The organism is Pseudomonas helvetica (assembly GCF_039908645.1).
Classification (GTDB): domain Bacteria; phylum Pseudomonadota; class Gammaproteobacteria; order Pseudomonadales; family Pseudomonadaceae; genus Aquipseudomonas; species Aquipseudomonas helvetica.
The window spans coordinates 1526978-1551595 of sequence record NZ_CP150917.1 but is presented as its reverse complement, the minus strand read 5'-3'; the positions used below and the strand labels follow the sequence as shown (position 1 = coordinate 1551595).

Annotated in this window: 22 protein-coding genes; 11 read left to right on the top strand and 11 right to left on the bottom strand. The window is 59.9% G+C overall.

Going from position 1 to position 24618, the window contains the following annotated elements:
* Window positions 1-174 precede the first annotated feature (174 nt).
* Complete coding sequence (locus AABM55_RS07005) at window positions 175-1095, top strand: DMT family transporter (RefSeq protein ID WP_347929159.1); 921 nt, start codon at window positions 175-177, stop codon at window positions 1093-1095.
* Here AABM55_RS07005 and AABM55_RS07000 read toward each other — a convergent pair.
* The 4 genes from AABM55_RS07000 to AABM55_RS06985 form a co-directional block, all read right to left on the bottom strand.
* A complete protein-coding gene (locus AABM55_RS07000) occupies window positions 1088-2305 on the bottom strand; it encodes an SAM-dependent methyltransferase (protein ID WP_347929158.1) in 1218 nt (405 codons plus the stop codon). The genes AABM55_RS07005 and AABM55_RS07000 overlap by 8 nt on opposite strands.
* A 261-nt stretch (window positions 2306-2566) precedes the next feature.
* The gene (locus AABM55_RS06995; protein ID WP_054596069.1) at window positions 2567-3184 is read right to left on the bottom strand and encodes a TPM domain-containing protein; all 618 of its coding nucleotides are present in this window, start codon (window positions 3182-3184) and stop codon (window positions 2567-2569) included.
* 28 nt (window positions 3185-3212) lie between these two features.
* The gene (locus AABM55_RS06990) at window positions 3213-3947 is read right to left on the bottom strand and encodes a TPM domain-containing protein (RefSeq protein WP_347929157.1); all 735 of its coding nucleotides are present in this window, start codon (window positions 3945-3947) and stop codon (window positions 3213-3215) included.
* A 101-nt stretch (window positions 3948-4048) separates the two neighbouring features.
* Window positions 4049-4657, bottom strand: a complete 609-nt coding sequence (locus tag AABM55_RS06985) for a LemA family protein (RefSeq protein ID WP_054596067.1) — start codon at window positions 4655-4657, stop codon at window positions 4049-4051.
* 240 nt (window positions 4658-4897) lie between these two features.
* Here AABM55_RS06985 and bglX point away from each other — a divergent pair, with 240 nt between their 5' ends.
* Window positions 4898-7189, top strand: a complete 2292-nt coding sequence (gene bglX / locus AABM55_RS06980) for a beta-glucosidase BglX (protein WP_054596066.1) — start codon at window positions 4898-4900, stop codon at window positions 7187-7189.
* Between the two features lie 171 nt (window positions 7190-7360).
* Here bglX and AABM55_RS06975 read toward each other — a convergent pair whose 3' ends face one another.
* The 5 genes from AABM55_RS06975 to AABM55_RS06955 all read right to left on the bottom strand — a co-directional run bounded on the left by AABM55_RS06975 (window position 7361) and on the right by AABM55_RS06955 (window position 11608).
* Window positions 7361-8518, bottom strand: a complete 1158-nt coding sequence (locus tag AABM55_RS06975) for a phosphatidylserine/phosphatidylglycerophosphate/cardiolipin synthase family protein (protein ID WP_347929156.1) — start codon at window positions 8516-8518, stop codon at window positions 7361-7363.
* Window position 8519: 1 nt separating this feature from the next.
* Window positions 8520-9110 carry a YceI family protein gene (locus AABM55_RS06970; RefSeq protein ID WP_347929155.1) on the bottom strand — a complete coding sequence of 197 codons (591 nt, stop codon included), beginning with the start codon at window positions 9108-9110 and terminating at the stop codon, window positions 8520-8522.
* Window positions 9111-9193: 83 nt separating this feature from the next.
* Window positions 9194-9520 (bottom strand): amidase, encoded by a 327-nt coding sequence (locus AABM55_RS06965; protein ID WP_347929154.1) that lies wholly within the window; start codon window positions 9518-9520, stop codon window positions 9194-9196.
* A complete protein-coding gene (locus tag AABM55_RS06960; protein WP_347929153.1) occupies window positions 9517-10611 on the bottom strand; it encodes a serine hydrolase in 1095 nt (364 codons plus the stop codon). Before AABM55_RS06960 ends, AABM55_RS06965 begins: the two co-directional genes overlap by 4 nt.
* 115 nt (window positions 10612-10726) lie before the next feature.
* Window positions 10727-11608: an acyl-CoA dehydrogenase family protein gene (locus AABM55_RS06955; protein WP_347929152.1), complete on the bottom strand. Its 882-nt coding sequence runs from the start codon at window positions 11606-11608 to the stop codon at window positions 10727-10729.
* Between the two features lie 141 nt (window positions 11609-11749).
* Between AABM55_RS06955 and olsB the strand changes: the two genes are divergently transcribed.
* Together olsB and AABM55_RS06945 are read left to right on the top strand one after the other, a co-directional pair.
* Window positions 11750-12505 (top strand): L-ornithine N(alpha)-acyltransferase, encoded by a 756-nt coding sequence (gene olsB / locus AABM55_RS06950; RefSeq protein ID WP_054596060.1) that lies wholly within the window; start codon window positions 11750-11752, stop codon window positions 12503-12505.
* Window positions 12505-13299 (top strand): lysophospholipid acyltransferase family protein, encoded by a 795-nt coding sequence (locus tag AABM55_RS06945; RefSeq protein ID WP_054596059.1) that lies wholly within the window; start codon window positions 12505-12507, stop codon window positions 13297-13299. The genes olsB and AABM55_RS06945 overlap by 1 nt, the downstream gene beginning before the upstream one ends.
* Before the next feature lie 105 nt (window positions 13300-13404).
* Here the strand turns inward: AABM55_RS06945 and AABM55_RS06940 are convergent, their stop codons facing one another.
* Entirely contained in the window at window positions 13405-13998 is a 594-nt protein-coding gene (locus tag AABM55_RS06940; RefSeq protein ID WP_347929151.1) for an ACP phosphodiesterase, read from the bottom strand.
* A gap of 154 nt (window positions 13999-14152) precedes the next feature.
* On the opposite strand from AABM55_RS06940, the gene AABM55_RS06935 reads away from it, so the two are divergent.
* From AABM55_RS06935 to AABM55_RS06920, 4 genes are all read left to right on the top strand, one after another.
* Entirely contained in the window at window positions 14153-14458 is a 306-nt protein-coding gene (locus AABM55_RS06935; protein ID WP_054596057.1) for a helix-turn-helix transcriptional regulator, read from the top strand.
* 34 nt (window positions 14459-14492) lie between these two features.
* A complete protein-coding gene (locus tag AABM55_RS06930; protein WP_054596056.1) occupies window positions 14493-15659 on the top strand; it encodes an MFS transporter in 1167 nt (388 codons plus the stop codon).
* A 22-nt stretch (window positions 15660-15681) separates the two neighbouring features.
* Window positions 15682-16731 (top strand): alkene reductase, encoded by a 1050-nt coding sequence (locus AABM55_RS06925; RefSeq protein WP_347929150.1) that lies wholly within the window; start codon window positions 15682-15684, stop codon window positions 16729-16731.
* A 358-nt stretch (window positions 16732-17089) separates the two neighbouring features.
* Window positions 17090-17737, top strand: coding sequence for a hypothetical protein (locus AABM55_RS06920; protein ID WP_347929149.1), 648 nt, complete (start codon window positions 17090-17092; stop codon window positions 17735-17737).
* A 190-nt stretch (window positions 17738-17927) separates the two neighbouring features.
* Here the strand turns inward: AABM55_RS06920 and emhR are convergent, their stop codons facing one another.
* Entirely contained in the window at window positions 17928-18560 is a 633-nt protein-coding gene (emhR, locus tag AABM55_RS06915) for an efflux system transcriptional repressor EmhR (RefSeq protein WP_054596052.1), read from the bottom strand.
* Between the two features lie 267 nt (window positions 18561-18827).
* Here emhR and emhA point away from each other — a divergent pair, with 267 nt between their 5' ends.
* The 3 genes from emhA to adeC are packed head-to-tail and all read left to right on the top strand — an operon-like array spanning window position 18828 to window position 24613.
* Window positions 18828-19985: an efflux RND transporter periplasmic adaptor subunit EmhA gene (gene emhA / locus AABM55_RS06910; protein ID WP_054596051.1), complete on the top strand. Its 1158-nt coding sequence runs from the start codon at window positions 18828-18830 to the stop codon at window positions 19983-19985.
* Window positions 19986-19988: 3 nt separating this feature from the next.
* A complete protein-coding gene (gene emhB / locus AABM55_RS06905) occupies window positions 19989-23156 on the top strand; it encodes an efflux RND transporter permease subunit EmhB (protein WP_054596050.1) in 3168 nt (1055 codons plus the stop codon).
* The gene (gene adeC / locus AABM55_RS06900) at window positions 23153-24613 is read left to right on the top strand and encodes an AdeC/AdeK/OprM family multidrug efflux complex outer membrane factor (RefSeq protein ID WP_347929148.1); all 1461 of its coding nucleotides are present in this window, start codon (window positions 23153-23155) and stop codon (window positions 24611-24613) included. Before emhB ends, adeC begins: the two co-directional genes overlap by 4 nt.
* The last annotated feature ends 5 nt before the right edge of the window (window positions 24614-24618 follow it).

Genomic DNA, 24618 nt, shown 5'->3' with positions numbered 1-24618 from the left:
ACGGCTGCTTCACCCGAACGCGGACCGGCCGACGGGGGCAAGCCCCCTCGCCACAGGATTTGCGGTTGCTTCAAAACTGTACGTGTCACTCTGTGCCTAGCTGTAGCAGCGCTGCGCTCCAGGTTTATGGCTAGATGAACGCTCTCCCGCCACTTTCGAATTCTGGTTACCGTTATGTCCTCCCGCGAAAACACCGGCATGGCGCTGGGCCTGCTCGGCGTCGTCATCTTCAGCCTGACCCTGCCCTTCACCCGGATCGTGGTGCAAGAAGTCCATCCGCTGCTCAATGGCCTGGGCCGAGCGTTGTTCGCGGCGATTCCGGCGGCGTTGTTGCTGCTCTGGCGGCGGGAGAAATGGCCGACCTGGAAACAGATCAAAGGCCTGACGCTGGTGATTGCCGGAGTAATTCTAGGTTTCCCGGTACTCTCGGCCTGGGCGATGCAAACACTGCCGGCGTCTCATGGCGCACTGGTCAACGGTTTGCAGCCCTTGTGCGTAGCGCTGTATGCAGCGTGGTTGTCCCATGAGCGACCGTCGAAAGCCTTCTGGGCCTGTGCCGCATTGGGCAGCGCGTTGGTTCTGGGTTACGCCTTGATCAGCGGTGCCGGCAGCATCCAGGCCGGTGATCTGTTGATGCTCGGGGCGATTGCCATCGGTGGTCTGGGTTATGCCGAAGGTGGCCGGTTGGCCAAGGAGATGGGCGGCTGGCAGGTGATCTGCTGGGCGCTGGTGCTGTCGACACCGCTGTTGATCGGCCCGGTGACGTATCTGGCGCTGCAACACCAAGGCGAGATTTCGGCGAAAACCTGGTGGGCCTTCGGTTACGTGTCGCTGTTCTCGCAGTTCATCGGCTTCTTCGCCTGGTACGCCGGGCTGGCGATGGGTGGCATCGCCCGGGTCAGTCAGATCCAGTTGCTGCAGATCTTCTTCACCATCGCCTTCTCGGCGCTGTTCTTTGGCGAACACATCGAACCGATTACCTGGCTGTTTGCGGTCGGGGTGATTGTCACCGTGATGCTCGGGCGCAAGACGGCAGTGCGCCCGGCGCAACCGGGTACGTTACCGGCGGGTATTCAGATCAAGCCGTTCAAATAAGCAGCCCATCGGCTCGCAGCAGCGTTTCCAGACAATGCTCGCTGATGTGGTAGAACGCCTTGAGCTCCTGGATTTTCACCAACAGCTGGGCCGGGTCCACCGGCTCCGCACGTTTGACTGCCAGGATCATCTTGTTCTTGTTGGTGTGGTCCAGGGAGATGAACTCGAAGACCTTGGTTTCATACCCGCAGGCCTCGAGGAACAACGCCCGCAGGCTGTCGGTGACCATTTCCGCCTGCTGACCGAGGTGCAAACCGTATTGCAGCATCGGCTTGAGCAGCGCCGGGCTCTGGATTTGCAGGCGGATCTGCTTATGGCAGCACGGCGAGCACATGATGATTGCCGCACCGGAGCGGATGCCGGTGTGGATCGCATAGTCGGTGGCAATGTCACAGGCATGCAGGGCGATCATCACGTCCAGCTCGCTCGGTGCCACGCTACGCACATCACCACATTTGAACACCAGCCCCGGATGTTCAAGGCGCGCCGCAGCGGTGTTGCACAGATTGACCATGTCTTCGCGCAACTCGACACCGGTGACCACGCCTTCGGCGTGCAAGGTGTTGCGCAGGTAATCGTGAATGGCGAAGGTCAGGTAACCCTTGCCTGAACCGAAGTCCGCCACCCGTACCGGTTTATCCAGCGCCAGCGGTGAAGATGTCAGCGCATGGCTGAAGACTTCGATGAACTTGTTGATCTGCTTCCACTTGCGCGACATCGCCGGAATCAGCTCGTGCTTGCTGTTCGTTACACCGAGATCCGCGAGAAACGGTCGGGTCAGGTCGAGGAAGCGGTTCTTCTCACGGTTGTGCTCGGCGGACGGCACTTCGCGCAGTTGCTGGGGTTTGCTCTTGAACAGCGAGCTCTTGCCCTTCTTGCTGTATTCGAGCTGGGCTTCATCGGTCAGCGCCAGCAGGTGAGCGTTCTTGAAGTCCTGCGGCAACAGCGCAGCAATCGTCGCGATGCCCTCTTCGATCGAAAAATTCTTGGTGATGTCACGCGTCTTGTAGCGATAGACGAAGGACAGGCACGGCTGATCCTTGACCGTCAGTTGCTTGATGATGATTCGCTGCAAGTCGACTTCAGCGCCGACGTACTTGGCCAGCACCAGTTTGATGAAGGCGTTCTGCGCCAGGCTGGTGCTCAGCAGGTCGATAAATTGCGCGTGATGATCCGGCGTGAGGCTGGCGGGAGTTGCGGTAACAGACATGTAAAAAGCGCCTCGGGCGGTGCGGATCGGGGAATGACCGGTATTTTAGGGGGGATGGCGCGTCGGGACACGCAGTTATTTACGAACGGTGCACATCCTGTGGCGAGGGAGCTTGCTCCCGCTCGGTTGCGAAGCAGCCGCAAGACAGGCAACCGCGATTACCTGATGGCCCCTGTTTGCTGGTTTTAGGGCCGCTTCGCGCCCCAGCGGGAGCAAGCTCCCTCGCCACATAGTTCCCGGTTCTAAATCCCAGAACCAGCTTCAGCCCAACACCACCAACCGGTTCGGCAACTCATTGCGCGCCTGCGTCACCGGCACATGCACCTTGAGCAACTCGCCACAGGCCTCGATGCAGGTGACAAAGCCCTGCAACGTCTGGCCCTGTTTCACCTGCCGGGTGAAGGCTGCGACGATCGGATCCCAGCTTTTGGCAGGCAGCCGCCTGGAAATCCCTTCGTCCACCAGAATCTCCACATAGCGCTCGGCTTCACAGACGAAAATCAGCACGCCGGTGCCGCCGACGGTGTGGTGCAGGTTTTGCTCCAGAAACTGCCGACGCGCCAGGTTCGAGGCGCGCCAGTGGCGCACCGACCGCGGGATCAGGTGGGTGGTGATCGACGGAATCCGGAACACCAGGCACAGCACGATAAAACTCACCCACTGCACCAGCAGCAAGCTGTGCATGTTCAGCCAGCCGGTAACGTAGTGCACGATGCCCGGCACGATCAACGCCAGCAGGCTGGCCCAGAGCAGCGGGATGTACGCGTAGTCGTCGGCCCGGGCCGCGAGCACGGTGACCAGTTCAGCGTCGGTGTCGCGCTCGACACGCGCGATGGCCTCGGCGACTTTGCGCTGTTCGTGTTCCGTCAGTAATGCCATGGTTTTGAATGCTCGCTCATTATTGTTATCACCAGCCGCCCGACGAACCGCCGCCCCCGAAACTGCCGCCGCCCCCTCCCAAACCGCCGCCAAAGCCTCCGCCGCCAAACCCGCCGGAACCTCCGCGACCGCCGCCACGGGGCAGGATACCGAGCATCTGCATGATAGAAATCGTCAGGATAAACAGCACCGCCAATAACACGAATACTGTCGGATGACGCCCGATAAAGTCGCTGCCCTGATCTCCGCCCGAATCATATATCGTCGACGGTTCATCCAGTGGGCTGCCGCCCAGTACCACCAGCATCGCGGCAACGCCGTCACTGATGCCTTTGCTGAAATTGCCGGACTTGAACGCCGGAGTGATCACCTGATTGATGATCACCGAACTTTGCGCATCGGTCAGCCGATCCTCCAGGCCATACCCGACTTCGATCCGCAGCTTGCGCTCGGCGCGAGCGACGATCAGCAAGGCGCCGTTGTTCTTGCCCTTCTGACCGATGCCCCAGTAACGCCCCAGCTGATAACCATAGTCATCGATGCTGGTGCCTTGCAGGTCCGGCAGCGTCACCACCACCAACTGCTCGCCGGTGGCTTGTTCGTGGGCCAGGAGCTGCTGAGTCAGTTGCTCGCGCACCGCAGGCTCGATCATCTGGGCGTTATCCACCACCCGACCGGTCAGCGCCGGAAACTTCAGCTCGGCCTGAGTGGTGATGGCAAAGATCCAAAGCATCACCACCAGGCTGATTTTCAAAACGCGCATTGGCACCTCATCCCTAATGGCTCATGCCTCATGGCTCTTTCCTCATGATTCATGGGGTGGTATCCCGACAGAATTGAAAACCCGCCGGGAACCTGCGCTGATCAGAACTTCACTTGCGGCGCCTTGTCGGCACCCGGGCTGGTGGCCTCGAAGGTGTCGCGCAACGGCAGGTCGCTGTACAGCACGCTGTGCCACAAACGGCCAGGGAACGTCCGCAGTTCGGTGTTGTAGTTCTGCACCGCCAGGATGAAATCCCGGCGCGCCACGGCGATGCGGTTTTCGGTGCCTTCAAGTTGCGATTGCAGCGCCAGGAAGTTCTGGTTGGCCTTCAGGTCCGGATAACGCTCGGACACCACCATCAAACGGCTGAGGGCGCCACTGAGCTGATCCTGGGCCTGCTGGAACTGTTTGAGTTTTTCCGGGTTGTCGAGGGTGCTGGCATCGACCTGAATCGAGGTCGCCTTGGCCCGCGCTTCGACCACCGCCGTCAGGGTCTCCTCTTCATGTTTGGCGTAACCCCTGACCGTTTCCACCAGATTGGGGATCAGGTCGGCGCGACGCTGGTACTGGTTCTGCACTTGCGACCAGGCCGCCTTGGCCTGCTCGTCGAGGGTCGGTATGGTGTTGATGCCACAGCCGGCCAGAACCGTGCTGAGCACCATCAATACTGCTATTTGCCAGCCCGAACGATAGCGCTGTTGTACATTCATGCGAGTGATGCTCCCTTGCCCATTACCCTGGAAATATTCCTGCGCGCCTTCAACTCGAACTCTTGGGGCATAATCTGCCGCCGCCACTGGATTGCATCGGGCCAATCGGCTAAAAGATGCCCAGCGCTGAAAGAGTTTAGAAGTTTGCGGCATTTAGTCGAACAACAACAGACGCCCCCTAATTTTTGGCTGACCGGCGCGTAACCACTGCGTCCGTTTAGGCTTTTGAGATCACTATTCATGAAGAAGCTGTGTTTGCTGGGCCTTGCCATCGGCCTGGCCAGTCACTCGGTATGGGCCGACACAACGCCTGCACCGATTGAAAACAAGGACGCTTTCATCAGCAACCTGATGAAGCAGATGACCCTGGAAGAAAAGATCGGCCAATTGCGCCTGATCAGCATCGGCCCGGAAATGCCCCGCGAGCTGATCCGCAAGGAAATCGCCGCCGGCAACATCGGCGGTACCTTCAACTCGATCACGCGCCCGGAAAACCGTCCGATGCAGGACGCGGCCATGCACAGCCGGTTGAAGATCCCGATGTTCTTCGCCTATGACGTGATCCACGGCCACCGGACCATTTTCCCTATCCCCCTGGCCCTGGCCTCGAGCTGGGACATGGACGCAATTGGCCGTAGCGGGCGCATTGCCGCCAAGGAAGCCGCGGCCGACAGCCTCGACATCACCTTCGCGCCGATGGTCGACATCTCCCGCGACCCGCGTTGGGGCCGCACCTCCGAAGGTTTCGGCGAAGACACTTATCTGGTCTCGCGCATCGCCAAAGTGATGGTCAAGGCCTATCAGGGCGAGACCCCGAGCGCGGCCGACAGCATCATGGCCAGCGTCAAGCACTTCGCCCTGTACGGCGCGGTCGAAGGCGGTCGCGACTACAACACCGTCGACATGAGCCCGGTGAAGATGTACCAGGACTACCTGCCACCGTACCGCGCCGCGATTGATGCCGGCGCCGGTGGGGTGATGGTTGCGCTGAACTCGATCAACGGCATTCCGGCCACCGCGAACATGTGGCTGATGCAGGACCTGCTGCGCAAGGAGTGGGGCTTCAAGGGCCTGGCGGTCAGCGACCACGGGGCGATCTTCGAGCTGATCAAGCACGGCGTGGCCCGCGACGGGCGTGAAGCGGCGAAGCTGGCGATCAAGGCCGGCATCGACATGAGCATGAACGACACCCTGTATGGCAAGGAATTGCCAGGGCTGCTGAAGTCCGGCGAGATCCAGCAAAGCGACATCGACAACGCCGTGCGTGAAGTGCTGGGTGCCAAGTACGACATGGGCCTGTTCAAGGACCCGTACCTGCGTATCGGCAAGGCCGAGGATGATCCGGCCGACACCTACGCCGAAAACCGTCTGCACCGCGCCGAGGCCCGTGACGTTGCACGTCGCAGCATGGTGTTGCTGAAGAACCAGAACGAAACCCTGCCGCTGAAGAAGACTGCGAAAATCGTTCTGGTCGGCCCGCTGGCCAAGGCACCGATCGACATGATGGGCAGCTGGGCTGCCGCCGGTAAACCGGAACAGTCGGTAACGTTGCTCGACGGCATGACCCGTGCCCTGGGTGATCAGACCAAGCTGACTTACGTCCGTGGCGCCAACATCACTGAGGACAAGAAAGTCCTCGATTACCTGAACTTCCTCAACTTCGATGCCCCGGAAGTGGTGAATGACCCGCGTTCGGCGCAGGTCATGATTGACGAAGCGGTGAAAGCCGCGCAGCAGGCTGATGTGGTGGTGGCGGCAGTCGGAGAATCCCGTGGCATGTCCCACGAATCGTCGAGCCGTACCGATCTGAACATCCCGGCCAACCAGCGCGACCTGATCAAGGCCCTGAAAGCCACCGGCAAACCGTTGGTGCTGGTGCTGATGAACGGCCGTCCGCTGACCATTCTCGACGAGAAGGACCAGGCTGACGCGATTCTCGAAACCTGGTTCACCGGTACCGAAGGCGGCAACGCCATTGCCGACGTGCTGTTCGGCGACTACAACCCGTCCGGCAAGCTGCCGATCAGCATCCCGCGTTCGGTGGGGCAGATTCCGACCTACTACAACCACCTGAGCATCGGTCGCCCATTCACCCCTGGCAAACCGGGCAACTACACCTCGCAGTATTTCGATGACACCACCGGTCCTCTGTTTCCATTCGGCTACGGTCTGAGCTACACCAGCTTCAGCCTGTCGGACATGGCCCTGTCGTCGACCACGCTGAACAAGTCCGGCAAGATCGACGCCAGCGTGACCGTTAAAAACACCGGCAAGCGCGACGGCGAAACCGTGGTGCAGCTGTATATTCAGGACGTGGTCGGTTCGATGATTCGCCCGCTCAAGGAACTGAAAAACTTCCAGAAAGTGATGCTCAAGGCCGGCGAACAGAAAGTCATCCACTTCACCATCGACGAGGACGACCTGAAGTTCTACAACGCCCAGCTCAAATATGCAGCAGAACCTGGCAAGTTCAACGTGCAGATCGGCCTCGATTCCGAGGACGTGACGCAGCAGAGCTTTGAGTTGCTTTAACCCCCCTGAAATCTGGCGAGCTCCTGTGGCGAGGGGGCTTGCCCCCGTTGGACCGCGAAGCGGTCCTAAGACCTGCAAACTCGTTCTGTCCTGAGAATGAGTTTGCAGGTTTTATGGCTGCTACGCAGCCAAACGGGGGCAAGCCCCCTCGCCACAGTTCCACGTAACCGGCTATCCCCGCCGATCCAGCAGATTCACCACCATCCGATCCACCCATCCCCACACCCGCTGCTTGATCCGTCGCCACAACGGTCGGCGTTGCCATTCCTCAAGACTGACCCTATGACTCAGGGCAAAGTCCCTCTCGAAACTCGCCGCCACTGCCAGGCTCAACGTCGGATCGAGGGCTTCGAGGTTGGCCTCCAGGTTGAAGCGCAGATTCCAGTGATCGAAATTGCATGAGCCAATGCTCACCCAGTCATCGATCAGGACCATTTTCAGGTGCAGGAAACACGGCTGGTACTCGAAGATCTTCACCCCGGACTTGAGCAAGCGCGGGTAATAACGATGCCCGGCGTAGCGCACCGACGGATGATCGGTGCGCGGCCCGGTCAGCAGCAGGCGCACATCGATGCCCCGTGCAGCAGCCTTGCGCAGCGAGCGGCGGACTTTCCAGGTCGGCAGGAAGTAAGGCGTGGCCAGCCAGATTCGCTGCTGACCGCTGTTCAGTGCACGAAACAGCGATTGCAGGATGTCCCGATGTTGCCGGGCGTCGGCATACGCTACCCGCCCCATGCCTTCACCCATCGGCGGCACCCGTGGCAGACGCGGCAAACCGAAATGGGAGGCAGGTTTCCAGGCGCGGCGGTGGCGGTTGGCGATCCATTGGCGGTCGAACAGCAACTGCCAGTCGAGCACCAGCGGGCCGCCGATTTCCACCATCACTTCATGCCACTCGCTGGTTTCGCAACCTGGGGTCCAGAACTCGTCGGTGACGCCCGTGCCGCCGACCACCGCCAGCGACTGATCGACCAACAGCAACTTGCGGTGGTCACGGTAAAGGTTGCGCACCCAGCGCCGCCAGCTCAGGCGATTGTAGAAACGCAGCTCCACGCCGGCCTCGATCAGGCGTCGCCGCAGACTCAGGGTGAATGCCAGGCTGCCATAGTCATCGAACAGGCAACGCACGCGCACGCCGCGCTCGGCAGCTCGCACCAGCGCCTGCACCATCGCCTCGGCACAGGCGCCCGCTTCCACCAGGTACAGCTCCAGTTCGACCTGTTCCTGCGCAGCGGCAATCGCCGCCAGCATCCGTGGAAAAAACTGCGGCCCGTCGATCAACAGCTCATAGCGATTGCCGTCGCGCCAGGGAAACACTGCACCGCTCATGTCAGCGCGCCGTGAAAATCAGCACCGCACCCACCGGCACCGACGAACTGATGGCCGACAGGCCGGCGACTGTGCGCAGGGTTTCCAGCCCTGGCAGCAAATCGAAATCCTCCGCTTTAATGACCAGCGGTTCCAGGGTCACCACTTGAAAGCGCCGATCATCGAGGCGTGTCGCCAGCAACTCGGCGTTGTACGCGTGCTCTTTGCCGTGAAGGCTGACCGTCAGTGGCAAACGCAATTCGAGTTGCGCACCGGGGGCCAGATCCTTGATCGGCCGCAGATCGATCTGCGTGCTGATCAGCGCTTCAGGGAACGTCTTGATCTCGAACAGCTCTTTGCGCATGCGCTCATCGCGCAGCGGAATGCCGCTGTTGATCGACTCCAGTTCGACCTGCACTTGCGCCTGGCCGTTGGCATCGACCTTGCCATGCAGCACCAGAAAGCGCTGAACTTCGGAGAGGTTGGCGTTCTTGGTGGAGATAAACGACAGACGTGAAGACTCACCGTCCAGATACCAGTCGGCGTGGGCTGGCGAGGTAACGAAAGCCAACGGCAGCAAGGCCAGGGCTGTGCAGCAAAACCGCTTGAACATAAACACTCATGGGCAAGTAAACCTGAGCCGAACCTTAGCCTGAGTGAACGCGCTTGCAAACCGCGCAAGGCAAAAGACCGCCTCTATGGGTTCAACCGACACCCCTGACGAGCCCCGAGCCACGCGGCGATATGACTGCGTCCCATGCCGCTGACCGTCACGCGTTTGTTGGGAGCGTCATCGAGAAAACTGCTGACGGGCACGTACTGCGTCACATAGCCCTGGCAATAATCCGCCGGGTTGTTCTCGACATACCGGCACGAGCAATATTCCTTGGCGGTGTAGGCGCTGATGATGTCGGGAAATGCCCACAAAGCGACCCGTTCCTGCCAAATCCAGCCGAGCAGCACGACACTCAACAACAGCAGCATGCTGAGCCGTGGTCGACGAAGAATAATTCCAGGATTCATGGCTGCACCTTCTGCGCAAATGCCGCCAGTGCCAGCCTGAGCAATTCGTTGTGCCGGTAACTGCCGTCGCGATCATCGCCATAGCGCACGATCACCAGGTTCTCGCTGGGCACCACGTACAGCGCCTGCCCCCAATGGCCGAGTGCGGCAAAGGTGTCATCGGGTGCGTCTTCCCAGGGTCTTTCGGCGCCGCCGACCGCCCGATTGAGCCACCAATGCCCGCCGGGAACGGCTTCATCCTGATTGGCCTTGAAGCGCATGAACGGTTGGCGGTTGAACTCGACCCAGTCCTTTGGCAGCAACTGCCGGTTACCCCAGCGACCGTCGCGCTGCATCAACAGGCCGATCCGCGCCAGATCGCGCGCAGTCATATAGGCATAGGACGAGGCAACAAACGTCCCCGTGGCATCGGTCTCCCAAACCGCACTGCGAATCCCCAGGGGGCCAAACAACGCAGTCCATGGATAGTCGGCATAGCGCTGCGCACCGACCATGGTCTTCAGCGTTGCGGACAATAGATTGCTGTCACCGCTGGAATAACGAAACGCCTGCCCCGGCGGGCCGAACTCATCATGGCCGGCAGCAAACGCGGCGATGTCCTGGCGTCCATGGGTGTAGAGCATCGCCACTATCGAAGAATTCAGCGGTGCATATTCATAGGTTTCCTGCCAGTCCAGCCCTGAGGCCCAATGCAGCAGATCCGCGATGGATACATTCGGATGGCCCTGCAAGGGTGGATAAAACTTCACGGCCGGGTCCTGCAATTTGAACAAACCTTCGCCATAGGCCACGCCCAACACCGTGGCCATCAGGCTTTTACTGACGGACCAGGTCAGGTGCGGTGTCTCGGCTGTGGTTGGGCCGGCGTAGCGTTCGTAGATCAATTGCCCGTCACGAATCACCAACAAGGCATCGGTACGAACGCCTGTGCGGCTGCCGTCGTCGCGCGGTGCAAAGGCGTAATCTTCCAGGGCCTGAAGCGCCGGACCACTGATTTTCGGGCCGGGTGACCATTGCTCGGCAGGCCAGTTTTCCGCCAGAACCGGAAGGCTGGCCAGCAACATGAACAGCAGAGTCAGGCGTTTGAACACGGTAGGCACTCAGAGGGATTAACCCTCTGAGCGTAGTCGAGGCAGATGACGGTTTCGAATGTAAGTACCCAACCAGCAACTACTCAGCTGCTACAAAAGCACGCACGCTGGGGCGCTAGTCAGATCCCGCCAACGCCTTGGCCAACCGCTTGGCCCGCGCCCCCGCCGCCAGATCGAGCACCGCCTGATCGCGCGTCCACAACGCCGCCCAGTGTGGCGGTCCGGCGGCAAAGGCTTCATTGAGCACTGGCTTGAGCCCATCGAACTGCGCAAACAACCCGCCCAGCAACACATGCCCGGCGCTACTGTTCGGCGGTTGGCGGCTGACTTCCGCACACCCGGCCAACAGTGCCAGCAACTTCAATTGAAGGTCTTGCGGCCAGGCGCTGTCCTGACCGACACCGTACAGCCAGGCACTCATTGCGCTGAGTACATAGATGTCTTCCAGGGTGCGGAACGGTTTGACGTACGCGTCCCAGCCATCTCCAGCGAGCAGCTCACACAGCGCGTTGTCGAGAAACAGCCGGCCGTGACTGATGTCCGGCATCAAGGCAATGGCCGGCAGCTTTTCAACCCGTACGCCGGGTTCGCCGGGATACACCACCGCCAGACTCAAACGCGCTGACTCGCCCTGCTCTTCGCTGCGTGCGGCGATCAACAGCCAGTCCGCCGCATCACCGGCGGTCACGAAATCCTTGCGCCCGCTCAAACGCAAATCCTTGAGCCGGGTTTGCAGGTCTGCCGGGCGCAGGCTGCGCTGCTCAGTCGCACACAATGCCCCCAGGCTCGGCGGTGCGCTGGGCCACAACATACGCAACGCCGCCTGGTATCCCACCAGAAAAGCCAACCCCGGCGTTGCCATCATCCGCCCGCCGTGCACCGCCAATTCGAACGGTGTCACCGCACCCAATACCTGCAGCAACGTCGCATACCCCTCCGCAAGGTCGGGGTTTTCGGGCTGGCGCTGGTTACAGTTCAACAAGGCTTGCCAAGGCATAAACGGATCCTCTGGGGGCTGTCACACAAGCATCACCAAAGCTTCATGGCGATGACACCGGGGCTACATAGCCTGACTTTGCACAACAAAGTCGATCGACTGCAACCCAAGACGGGTGAGCAGCCCGTACGGAGATTCGCAATGACTCAGATCGCCCGCATCAGCGACACCGGCAATGAACGCCGCCTGCAAGCCGAACGCCTGATCGGCGCCGAGGCGTTGCAGGAAGCCCAGGCCCTGCGCTTCAACGTTTTCAGTGGCGAGTTCAACGCCAAGCTCAAAGGCGCAGAGTTGGGTCTGGACATGGATGACTATGATGTTCACTGCGCCCACATTGGCGTGCGTGATTTGAATAGCGGACGCCTGGTAGCAACCACGCGTTTGCTCGACCATCAGGCCGCCAGCAGCCTGGGGCGTTTTTACAGCGAAGAAGAATTCAGCCTGCACGGCCTGGTCCATCTGCAAGGGCCGATCCTGGAGATCGGTCGCACCTGCGTCGACCCGGCCTACCGCAACGGCGGCACCATCGCCGTGCTCTGGGGCGAGTTGGCCGAAGTGCTGAATCAGGGCGGCTACAGCTACCTGATGGGCTGCGCGAGCATCCCGATGCAAGACGGCGGCATTCAGGCCCAGGCGATCATGCAACGCTTGCGTGAACGCTATCTGTGCACCGAGCACCTGCGCGCCGAACCGAAGAAACCGTTGCCGGCCCTCGACATCCCGTCCAACGTGATCGCCGAAATGCCGCCACTGCTCAAGGCCTACATGCGCCTGGGCGCGAAGATCTGCGGTGAGCCGTGCTGGGACGAAGACTTCCAGGTCGCCGACGTGTTCATCCTGCTCAAGCGTGACGAACTGTGCCCGCGTTACGCCAAACACTTCAAGGCGGCAGTCTGATGAGCCGGCTGCGGGTGTACGCGCGGATCGCGCGAGTGCTGCTGGTGGTCGCGCTGGGCTTGAGCATGGCCAGCGTGTTCGGGCTGTTCGAACGCATGGGGGTGGCCAACTCGATGGTGCGGCGCCAACGCTGGTCGCGTTTTTTCATGACCCGTCTGAGTAACGCCCTGCCCTTTCGCGTGACGGTTCACGGTGAACTGCCGCAAAAGCCGATGCTCTGGGTCAGTAACCATGTGTCCTGGACCGACATTCCGCTACTGGGCATGCTCACGCCCTTGTCCTTCCTGTCCAAGGCCGAAGTGCGTACCTGGCCGGTCGCCGGCTGGCTCGCGGCCAAGGCTGGCAGCCTATTCATTCGTCGAGGTTCGGGTGACAGCCAACTGATCCGCAAGCAGATGAGCCGCCACCTGGAGCAAGCCCATCCGTTGCTGATGTTCCCGGAAGGCACCACCACCGATGGCCGTTCGTTGCGCACCTTTCATGGTCGCTTGCTGTCGGCTGCCATCGACGCGGACGTGGCGCTGCAACCGGTGGCCGTTCGTTATCTGCGCGACGGCCAGATCGACCCGCTCGCCCCGTTCATTGGTGATGACGACTTGCTCTCGCACTTGATGCGCTTGTTCGCCAACGATCAGGGCGACGTCGAGATCCATCTGCTCAAACCGATTGCCTGCCACGGTCAGGAACGCGCGGCGCTGGCGTTTGCGGCGCAACAAGCGGTGCAGAAGGCGTTGTTTGGCGACGTGGCAAAACCTGCGGAACCACGACGCGCTGGCGAACTGATTGCCGCATGATCCCGATCCCGACCCAATCCCGTAGGAGCAAAGCTTGCTCGCGATGAACGATGACGCGGTGGTTCAGAAAAACCGCGGCGCATCGATCGCGAGCAAGCTTTGCTCCTACGGATACGGACTCAGGCGCTCCAGATGGTCTTGTGCAAAAAACTGAAGCTGCGGATAGAACAACCGAAAGTCCTCGCTCAACGGCTCATACAGCCGCCGCAATTCCTCCATCGCTGCAGCCAGTTCTTCAGGCCGTGACAGGCGCCGTGAAATCCCCCGCAGCACCTGGTCCAGCACCGCAAACTCCCGATAAGAGCCAAGCCAGTCATTCGCCTCCATGTGCGGGGCAATCTGCGCGAGTCGCCCTGGCAACTGCGGTTCGGCAGCCAGCACCCGGTACACATCCGAAGTGAACTGCTCCAGCGGCTGGTCCGCGTAAAGCCTCCAGTCCCGCGCCAGGCAATGGTCGAAAAACACATCGAGCACGATCCCGGCATAACGCCGTCGCGTCAGCGTAAAGCGCGACAACGCCAGGTCGACCAACGGATGGCGGTCGGTAAACACGTCGATGCTGCGATGCAGCTGAATGGCCGCTTCGATCTCCGGATTGAACTGCCCTTGCAGCCGACCCTTGACGAAATCGCCATACAAACTGCCGAGCATTTGACCGGGGCGCTGGCCACCGAGATGAAGATGTGCGAGATAGTTCATGCCGCGTAGCTTAGCACTGCGCCCTCAATATCGTTATAACCCGATATACCGATTTAGGCTGTCATCAGATCAAAATCATATTGGTATATCGCGAAATACCGATTTAAAGTTCGCCTCATCGCGATATAACGTTTTACCCAACCCGAGCACTGCCATGTCCACCATTGACCTCGACGAAATAATAAAAGCCCTGGCGCACCCGGTACGGCGAGAAATCCTGCACTGGCTCAAAGACCCGACCGTCGAATTCCCCGACCAATCCCACAGCAACGAGCACGGCGTCTGCGCTGGGCAGATCGATCAACGTTGCGGTTTATCGCAGTCCACCGTTTCCGCCCATCTGGCGACCCTGCAACGCGCCGGCCTGATCAGCAGCCGTAAAGTCGGCCAGTGGCATTTTTTCAAACGCAACGAGGAAACCATTCAGGAATTCCTCCGCACCTTCAGCAAAGAGCTCTGACCCTTTACGTCAGTACGCCGATAAGGAATCAACAATGCCCCTCTCGCTCCTCATTCTGGCCCTCAGCGCCTTTGCCATCGGCACCACCGAGTTCGTCATCATGGGCTTGCTGCCCGATGTGGCGGCCGACCTTGGTGTGTCGATCCCTGGCGCCGGGTGGCTGGTGACCGGCTACGCCCTGGGCGTGGCCATCGGTGCGCCGTTCATGGCACTGGCCACCGCCAGACTGCCACGCAAGGCTGCGCTGGTCGCGTTGATGGGCATTTTCATTGTCGGCAACCTGCTCTGCGCCCTCGCCAGTGATTATCAGGTGCTGATGTTCGCCCGTGTCGTCACCGCCCTGTGCCATGGCGCGTTCTTCGGTATCGGCTCGGTGGTGGCGGCAGGTCTGGTGCCTGCCAACAAGCGTGCGTCGGCCGTTGCATTGATGTTCACCGGCCTGACCCTGGCCAACGTGTTGGGCGTACCGCTGGGCACTGCGCTGGGTCAGGAAGCGGGCTGGCGCTCGACCTTCTGGGCAGTGACCGTGATCGGCGTGATTGCGCTGATCGGCCTGATCCGCTTCCTGCCGGCCAAACGTGACGAAGAAAAACTCGACATGCGCGCCGAACTGAGCGCCCTCAAAGGGGCCGGTATCTGGCTGTCGTTGAGCATGACCGCACTGTTCGCCGCATCGGTCTTCACCTTGTTTACCTATGTCGCACCACTGTTGGGCGAAGTCACCGGTGTCTCGCCACGCGGCGTGACCTGGACCCTGATGCTCATCGGCCTGGGCCTGACAGTCGGCAACATCATCGGCGGCAAACTGGCTGACAAAGGCATGGCGGCGACACTGATTGGCGTGTTCATCAGCATGGCGGTGGTCTCCACCGTGCTGACCTGGACCAGCGTTGCAGTGATCCCGACCGAAATCACCCTGTTCCTCTGGGCTACCGCGTGCTTTGCCGCCGTCCCCGCCCTGCAAGTGAACGTAGTGACCTTTGGCAAGGCGGCACCGAACCTGGTGTCGACCCTGAACATCGGCGCTTTCAATGTCGGCAACGCACTCGGAGCCTGGGTTGGCGGCAGCGTCATCGCCCATGGTTTCGGCCTGACCAGCGTGCCCCTCGCGGCCGCTGCGCTGGCGATCCTGGCGCTGCTGGTGACCCTGATTACTTTCCGTCAGAGCGGTAATCCCGAACTGGCTCCTGCTACCAACTGATACCTCACGAGGGTTGTATTAAATGACGACTATTTTCGATCCGATCAAGCTTGGCGACCTGCAACTGGCAAACCGCATCATCATGGCGCCACTGACTCGCTGCCGCGCCGACGAAGGCCGCGTGCCGAACGCACTGATGGCTGAATACTATGTGCAGCGCGCGTCCGCCGGCCTGATCCTCAGCGAGGCCACCTCGGTCACGCCGATGGGCGTCGGCTACCCGGACACCCCGGGCATCTGGTCCAACGACCAGGTGCGCGGCTGGAGCAACGTGACCAAAGCGGTACACGGCGCCGGCGGCAAGATCTTCCTGCAACTGTGGCATGTGGGCCGGGTTTCCCACCCGTCCTACCTGAACGGCGAAGCTCCGGTTGCACCGAGCGCCATCCAGCCAAAAGGTCATGTCAGCCTGGTTCGCCCACTGGCCGACTACCCAACGCCACGCGCACTGGAAACCGCTGAAATCGCCGACATCGTCGACGCTTACCGCGTCGGTGCGGAAAACGCCAAGGCTGCCGGTTTTGACGGCGTGGAAATCCACGGCGCCAACGGTTACCTGCTCGACCAATTCCTGCAAAGCAGCACCAACCAGCGCACCGACAATTACGGTGGCTCCCTGGAAAACCGTGCTCGCCTGTTGCTGGAAGTGACCGACGCTGCCATCGAGGTCTGGGGCGCAGGTCGCGTCGGTGTGCACCTGGCACCCCGCGCCGACTCCCACGACATGGGCGACGACAACCTGTCCGAAACCTTCACCTACGTCGCTCGCGAACTGGGTAAACGCGGCATCGCGTTCATTTGCTCCCGCGAGAAAGAAGCTGGCGACAGCCTCGGCCCACAACTGAAAGAAGCCTTCGGCGGCGCATACATTGCCAATGAACGTTTCACCAAGGACAGCGCCAATGCCTGGCTCTCCAGCGGCAAGGCCGATGCGGTCGCCTTCGGCGTACCGTTCATCGCCAACCCGGACCTGCCGGCACGCCTGAAAGCCGATGCGCCATTGAACGAGCCGCGCCCAGAACTGTTCTACGGCAAGGGTCCGGTCGGCTACATCGACTATCCGACGCTGTAAACTCCGTTTAAATAAAGAAGCCCCGGGTAGAAATACCCGGGGCTTCTTTATTGGAAAACGCTCAACTAATGAAACAACATCAACATTGCACCGACACTGACAGCGGGGTTAACTTCAACCACCAACACGACTAACACGTTATCTAACATGGACGCCCCCGCACACAAACTTATTATCACACTGACACTCAGCAACCTCACTGACTCGATAGTCTGACGCAACGACGTCATGCTGGATGACACCCCGTCAGCCTTCCCTTCCAACGTCATGCCACTTAACACACAGCTGATCGTCCTGGAGGGCTGAGCCGTGGCCCGCAAAGCCCCTGAAACCACTTACTTAATCGAAAGGAATCGACATGAACGACATCAAAGACACCAGCAACAACTACGAAGAGCTGCTCTCGTTTTTCAACTACACCTCCATTGGAATGCTTTACAACCTGACGCCGCTTCTATTCAGCGAGGAAAACCAGCAAGCACTGGATGAGTTGATTGGGGTCGCCAAGGTTGAATTGATCAGCCTGTTAGATCAAATTAATTCGGAGCACGCCCAGAACAAACAAATCGAACAGTGGCGAAATGAAAACAAGCGCTCGAACATCACTCGCGTGATAGTCAAACTCATCAATAACTCCCCTCACACGTTTAAAATTGCACAGACCAGCTTGCCACTGCACACATCAGAGCGTGAGTCATTCCTGCTCCCCGCGTACGGCAATACAGCATTCAAATCCGATTTCGCCTATACCTACGCCTATCCTTGGCAAAAAAACAAAATCATGTTCAATCAGTTCGTGGATTTTATCGATCAGAACGTCGGGGTTCGTTTTGATCTCGGCATGATAATGAATACGTCCTTCGGCGTTCTGTCGCCCACACACAGGGCAAGGGTAAAAAACACCGTCACCTCCATTGGCTCATCCAAAATCAATTGCTCAACCCAAATCACGAGCATGGGAGAGAGTGAGCCTTTCAATTTCGAGGTGGAAATCAGGCTGGGCTGAAGCAACGCCCCTTCCGGATTGTTCTCACCTTTTCACATCTACGACACAAAACTCCTACAAAATACGTAGCTTGCTACCTGTCATCCCGAAGCGCGTCCGTATATAAAAGCACCCATTACGACAACGCGGGCGAAGAGTTGATCTTCGCCCGCGTCTATTGACAGAATCGGATCCAATTACGCATCTTGTTTCATTTGCGCAGGCTGGGGCTCAAGCGCAGCATGTCCAGACCCGCGTCGACCCAGCGCGCGGCTTCAGCGTGCAGCTGAAAGCTGTCGGGAGCGAGCAGCCACCCATACAGGATGCCGTCAACATAGGCATGAATGCTGATCGCTGCGCGGGCCGTGTCGAGATTCTCCGGCAACTGGCCTCGTTTCACCGCATTACGCAATGCCAGTTCGATACGCACATTGCACTCCAGACTGACGGTGCGACGCTGCTGGCGCAGATCACACATTTCATCAGTGAATTCGCACTTGTGGAACAGAATCTCATTGATGCGTCGGGTCTTCGGGTCCAGGGCAACTTGATGAAACAAATGAATCAGCAGTTTGCGCATGCATCCCAGCGGATCCTCTTCCTCTGCGCTTTCGCTCGCCCTGGCCATTTCATCCAGCGGTTCATGCAAGCTGTCGAGCATCGCCTGAACCAGATCAGCCTTGTTGCTGAAATGCCAGTAGATGGCCCCACGCGTAACACCGGCCAGGGTCGCAATGTCCGCCAGTGTCGTGCGCGCCACGCCCCTTTCGTAAAAGGCTTTTTCTGCCGCTTCGAGTATCTGGCTGCGAGTTTCTTGAGCTTCCTCTTTGGTGCGACGGACCATGGCAGTAAAACCTCAATCAGGAATGCTTCAGCGATGTCTGTACACCGTCTGAATAAATGTGGGTGCGAGCTCTCTGAGATCTCATCCCCAGCCTACAATTTTCACCTTGCATCGACTTTTGTAACCGGATGGGTACTGAGCCAGGCTATTTACAAACAACCATGAACGTAAGTATATTCCTTAGCAAGCTACTTATCCACCCAGCACAGTTTTTTTACCTTTACACTTTTCTTGTGCGCATGTTGCGCGCCTGACCCGAGGATCTTCATGCAATTCAAGCCAGCTGTTACCGCTCTGGTTACTGCCGTCGCCCTGGCATCGCTGCTCAGCGGATGTAAAAAGGAAGAGGCGCCCCCAGCCCCTCCAACCCCTCAGGTCGGCGTCGTAACCCTTCAACCTCAAGCCTTTACTCTGACATCCGAACTGCCGGGCCGCACAACGGCCTACCGCATCGCGGAAGTTCGCCCACAGGTCAATGGCATCATTCTCAAGCGCCTGTTCAAGGAAGGTGGTGACGTGAAGGAAGGCCAGCAGCTTTACCAGATCGATCCTTCGGTCTATCAGGCCACCCTGAACAGCGCACAAGCCAACCTGCAATCGACCAAGTCGATTTCCGATCGCTACAAGCAACTGGTCAACGAGCAAGCCGTAAGCCGTCAGGAATACGACACTGCCGTGGCCAACCGCCTGCAATCGGAAGCCGCCCTGAAAAGCGCAGAGATCAATGTGCGCTACACCAAGGTTTACGCACCGATTTCCGGTCGCATCGGCCGCTCTTCGGTCACCGAAGGCGCACTGGTCAACAATGGCCAGGCCGACGCCATGGCCGTGATCCAGCAACTGGACCCGATCTACGTCGACGTTACCCAGTCTTCGGTCGAACTGCTGGAGCTGCGCCGCGAACTGGAAAGCGGTCGTCTGCAAAAGGCCGGCGAGAATGCCGCCATGGTCAAGCTGACCCTCGAAGACGGCAGCCAGTACAAGCAACAGGGCAAGCTCGAGTTCTCCGAAGTGTCGGTTGACCAGACCACCGGTTCCGTGACCTTGCGCGCAGTGTTCCCGAACCCTGATCACACCTTGTTGCCTGGCATGTTCGTTCACGCCCAGCTGCAAGCCGGGGTGAACGCTGCCGCGATTCTCGCACCGCAACAGGGCGTGACCCGTGACCTCAAGGGAACGCCAACTGCTCTGGTGGTCGGTCCGGACAACAAGGTCGAGCTGCGTCAGCTCAAGGCCAGCCGTACGGTCGGCAGCCAATGGCTGATTGAAGATGGCCTCAAGGCCGGCGACCGCCTGATCACTGAAGGACTGCAATTCGTCAAACCTGGCGTCGTAGTCAAGCCCACTGAAGCGACTAACGTTGGCGCAAAGAACCCAGCCCCCGCACAGGCAGCTAACACTGCCACTGGCGGTAAAGGGGAGTAAACCATGTCGAAATTTTTTATCGACCGTCCGATTTTCGCCTGGGTAATTGCCCTGGTGATCATGTTGGTCGGGGCTCTATCGATCCTCAAGTTGCCGATCAACCAATACCCGAGCATCGCCCCGCCGGCGATCGCCATTTCCGTCACCTACCCAGGTGCTTCTGCACAAACCGTGCAGGACACCGTGGTGCAGGTGATCGAGCAGCAGCTCAACGGTATCGATAACCTGCGTTATGTGTCCTCGGAAAGTAACTCCGACGGCAGCATGACCATTACCGCGACCTTCGAGCAGGGCACCAACTCCGATACCGCGCAGGTCCAGGTCCAGAACAAACTGAACCTGGCCACCCCGCTGCTGCCACAAGAAGTGCAGCAACAGGGTATCCGCGTGACCAAGGCAGTGAAAAACTTCCTGATGGTCATCGGCGTGGTCTCGCGCGACGGCAGCATGACCAAGGACGACCTGTCCAACTACATCGTTTCCAACATGCAGGACCCGATCTCGCGGACAGCCGGTGTCGGTGACTTCCAGGTGTTTGGTGCCCAGTACGCCATGCGTATCTGGCTCGACCCGGCCAAGTTGAACAACTTCAACCTGACCCCGGTCGATGTCAAAACCGCCATCGCCGCGCAGAACGTCCAGGTTTCCTCCGGTCAACTCGGTGGCTTGCCCGCCCTGCCTGGCCAGCAACTGAACGCCACGATCATCGGCAAGACCCGCTTGCAGACGGCCGAGCAGTTCAAGGAAATCCTGCTGCGGGTCAACAAGGACGGCTCGCAGGTTCGCCTGTCTGACGTTGCCGATGTCGGCCTCGGTGGCGAAAACTACAGCATCAGCGCCCAGTTCAACGGCAGCCCGGCTTCCGGTCTGGCAGTGAAGCTGGCCAACGGCGCCAACGCCCTCGACACCGCCAAGGCCCTGCGCAAGACCATCGACAACCTCAAGCCATTCTTCCCGGAAGGGATGGAAGTGGTGTTCCCATACGACACCACTCCGGTGGTGACCGAGTCGATCAAGGGTGTGGTTGAAACCCTGGTCGAAGCGATCGTGCTGGTGTTCCTGGTGATGTTCCTGTTCCTGCAAAACTTCCGCGCCACGGTCATCACCACCATGACCGTACCGGTGGTGCTGCTGGGTACCTTCGGGATCCTCGCGGCGTTCGGCTTCAGCATCAACACCCTGACCATGTTCGGTATGGTGCTCGCCATCGGCTTGCTGGTGGACGATGCCATCGTCGTGGTGGAAAACGTCGAACGGGTGATGAGCGAAGAAGGACTCTCACCCAAGGAAGCCACCAAGAAATCCATGGGCCAGATCCAGGGCGCGCTGGTCGGTATCGCACTGGTTCTGTCAGCAGTACTGCTGCCGATGGCGTTCTTCAGCGGTTCGACCGGGGTGATCTACAAGCAGTTCTCGATCACCATCGTTTCGGCCATGGCCCTTTCGGTATTGGTTGCCCTGATCTTCACCCCGGCGCTCTGCGCCACCATGCTCAAGGCGATTCCGAAAGGCGAGCACGGCACTCCGAAACGCGGCTTCTTCGGCTGGTTCAACCGCAACTTCGACCGTAGCGTAAGAAGCTACGAGCGCGGTGTCGGCAACATGCTCAAGCACAAAGCGCCGTACTTGCTGGCCTACATCATCATCGTGGTCGGCATGATCTGGCTGTTCACCCGCATTCCAACGGCGTTCCTGCCGGAAGAAGACCAGGGTGTACTCTTTGCCCAGGTCCAGACCCCGGCCGGCTCTACCTCCCAGCGCACCCAAGTGGTCGTGGACGAGATGCGTGAATTCCTGCTGCGTCCAGGCAAGGACGGTGGTGAAGGCGATGCGGTGAACTCGGTGTTTACCGTGACCGGCTTCAACTTCGCCGGCCGTGGCCAAAGTTCGGGCATGGCGTTCATCATGCTCAGGCCATGGGCCGAGCGGAACGCCGACAACAGCGTGTTCAAGGTTGCGGCCCGTGCCCAACAGCACTTCTTCACCTTCCGCGACGCCATGGTGTTCGCCTTCGCGCCACCGGCGGTACTGGAGTTGGGTAACGCCACCGGTTTCGACGTGTTCCTGCAGGATCGCGCCGGCATCGGTCACGACAAGTTGATGGCTGCCCGTAACCAGTTCCTCGGTATGGCGGCGCAGAGCAAGGTGCTGTCGCAGGTCCGTCCGAACGGTCTGAACGACGAACCGCAATACCAGCTGGAAATCGACGATGAAAAGGCCAGTGCCTTGGGCATCACGATGACCGACATCAACAACACGCTGTCGATCGCGCTGGGCAGTAGCTACGTCAACGACTTCATCGACCGTGGTCGAGTGAAAAAGGTTTACGTACAAGGCCAGCCGGGTGCTCGCATGAGCCCTGAAGACCTGAAGAAATGGTATGTACGCAACAGCCAGGGCGCCATGGTTCCGTTCTCCGCGTTCGCCAAGGGCGAGTGGATCTACGGCTCGCCGAAGCTGGCGCGTTACAACGGCGTAGAAGCGGTGGAAATCCTCGGTTCCCCGGCACCTGGCTACAGCACCGGTGAAGCCATGGCCGAAGTCGAAGCCCTGGCCCAGAAACTGCCGGCAGGCGTGGGTATTTCCTGGACCGGTCTGTCGTATGAGGAACGTCTGTCCGGCTCGCAAGCTCCGGCGCTGTACGCCTTGTCGTTGCTGATGGTCTTCCTCTGTCTGGCGGCGCTGTACGAAAGCTGGTCGATTCCGATTGCGGTAATGCTGGTTGTACCGCTGGGGATCATCGGTGCCCTGCTCGCCACCAGCCTGCGCGGTCTGTCCAACGACGTGTATTTCCAGGTGGGCCTGTTGACAACCATCGGTCTGGCGGCGAAAAACGCCATTCTGATTGTCGAATTTGCCAAGGAACTGCATGAACAAGGGCGCAGCCTGAGTGACGCAGCCATCGAAGCGTGCCGGATGCGTTTGCGACCGATCATCATGACCTCGCTGGCGTTCGTCCTCGGTGTGGTACCGCTGGCCATTTCCACCGGCGCAGGCTCGGGTAGCCAGCATGCGATCGGTACCGGGGTTATCGGCGGCATGCTGACGGCCACCGTACTGGCGATCTTCTGGGTCCCACTGTTCTTTGTCACTGTGTCGTCGATGGGTCAACGCAAAACTGCGGATCAGGATGACGTCGCTATAGAAACTTCTAAAGAGGCTGGCCAATGAGCAAGTCGCTACTCTCCCTAGCCATCGCCGCGTTCGTGCTCGGTGGCTGCTCGCTGATACCGGATTATCAGCAGCCTGCCGCACCGATTGCATCGCAATACCCACAAGGTCCGGCGTACTCGCCGGCCCAGGCCGCGAACCAGGCGGCCGCCGAACAAGGCTGGAAGCAGTTTTTCCGTGACACGGCGCTGCAACAGCTGATCCAGACCGCTCTGGAAAACAACCGCGACCTGCGTGTCGCGGCGTTGAACATCGACGCCTTTGCGGCCCAATACCGCATCTCGCGGGCCGACCTGTTCCCGGCCGTCTCGGCGACCGGCACCGGCAGCCGTCAGCGGATTCCGGCGCGTGCCTCGCAGACTGGTAAAGAGGGCATCAGTGCCAGCTACTCGGCCACCTTGGGCGTCAGCGCCTATGAGCTCGACCTGTTCGGTCGGGTTCGCAGCCTGAACGAACAAGCGCTGCAAAACTACTTCGCCACTGAAGAGGCACGCCGCAGCACCCAGATCAGCCTGGTGGCCAGCGTGGCCAACGCTTACCTGACCTGGCAGGCCGACAAGGAACAGCTGAAATTGTCCCAGGACACCCTCGCCACCTTCGAAGAAAGCTACCGGCTCACCGCCCGCAGCAACGAAGTCGGCGTGGCGTCGGCGCTGGACCTGAGCCAGTCGCGTACGGCCGTGGAGACCGCCCGGGTCCAGCAGGCGAAATTCACTCGCCTGGTCGCCCAGGACGAAAACAGCCTGGCGCTGCTGTTGGGCACCGGTGTACCGGCCAATCTGGCCGCGGGCCAGCCGCTGTCCGATGACCTGCTCAGCGAAGTACCGGCCGGTCTGCCGTCCGACCTGCTGCAACGTCGCCCGGACATCCTTGAAGCCGAACACAAGCTCAAGGCTGCCAACGCCAACATCGGCGCGGCGCGCGCAGCGTTCTTCCCGAGCATCAGCCTGACCGCCAATGCCGGCACCCTGAGCCCGGATCTGTCCGGTCTGTTCAAGGGTGGTTCGGGGACCTGGCTGTTCCAGCCACAAATCAACCTGCCGATCTTCAATGCCGGTAGCCTGAGCGCCAGCCTGGATTACTCGAAAATCCAGAAAGACATCACGATCGCGCAGTACGAAAAGTCGATCCAGACCGCCTTCCAGGAAGTCTCCGACGGCCTCGCCGCACGCCTGACCTTCAACGAACAGTTGCAGGCCCAGCGTGATCTGGTGGCCGCCAACCAGAACTACTACCGCCTGGCCGAGCGTCGCTACCGCATCGGTGTCGACAGCAACCTGACCTTCCTAGACGCCCAGCGTCAGTTGTTCACTGCGCAGCAATCGTTGATCACCGACCGTCTGTCGCAACTGATCAGCGAAGTGAATCTGTACAAGGCTCTCGGTGGTGGCTGGAACGCACAAACCGCGAAGAACGAGCCGGTGAAAGAAGAAGCACCGAAGCTGAAGATGTTCTGATAACA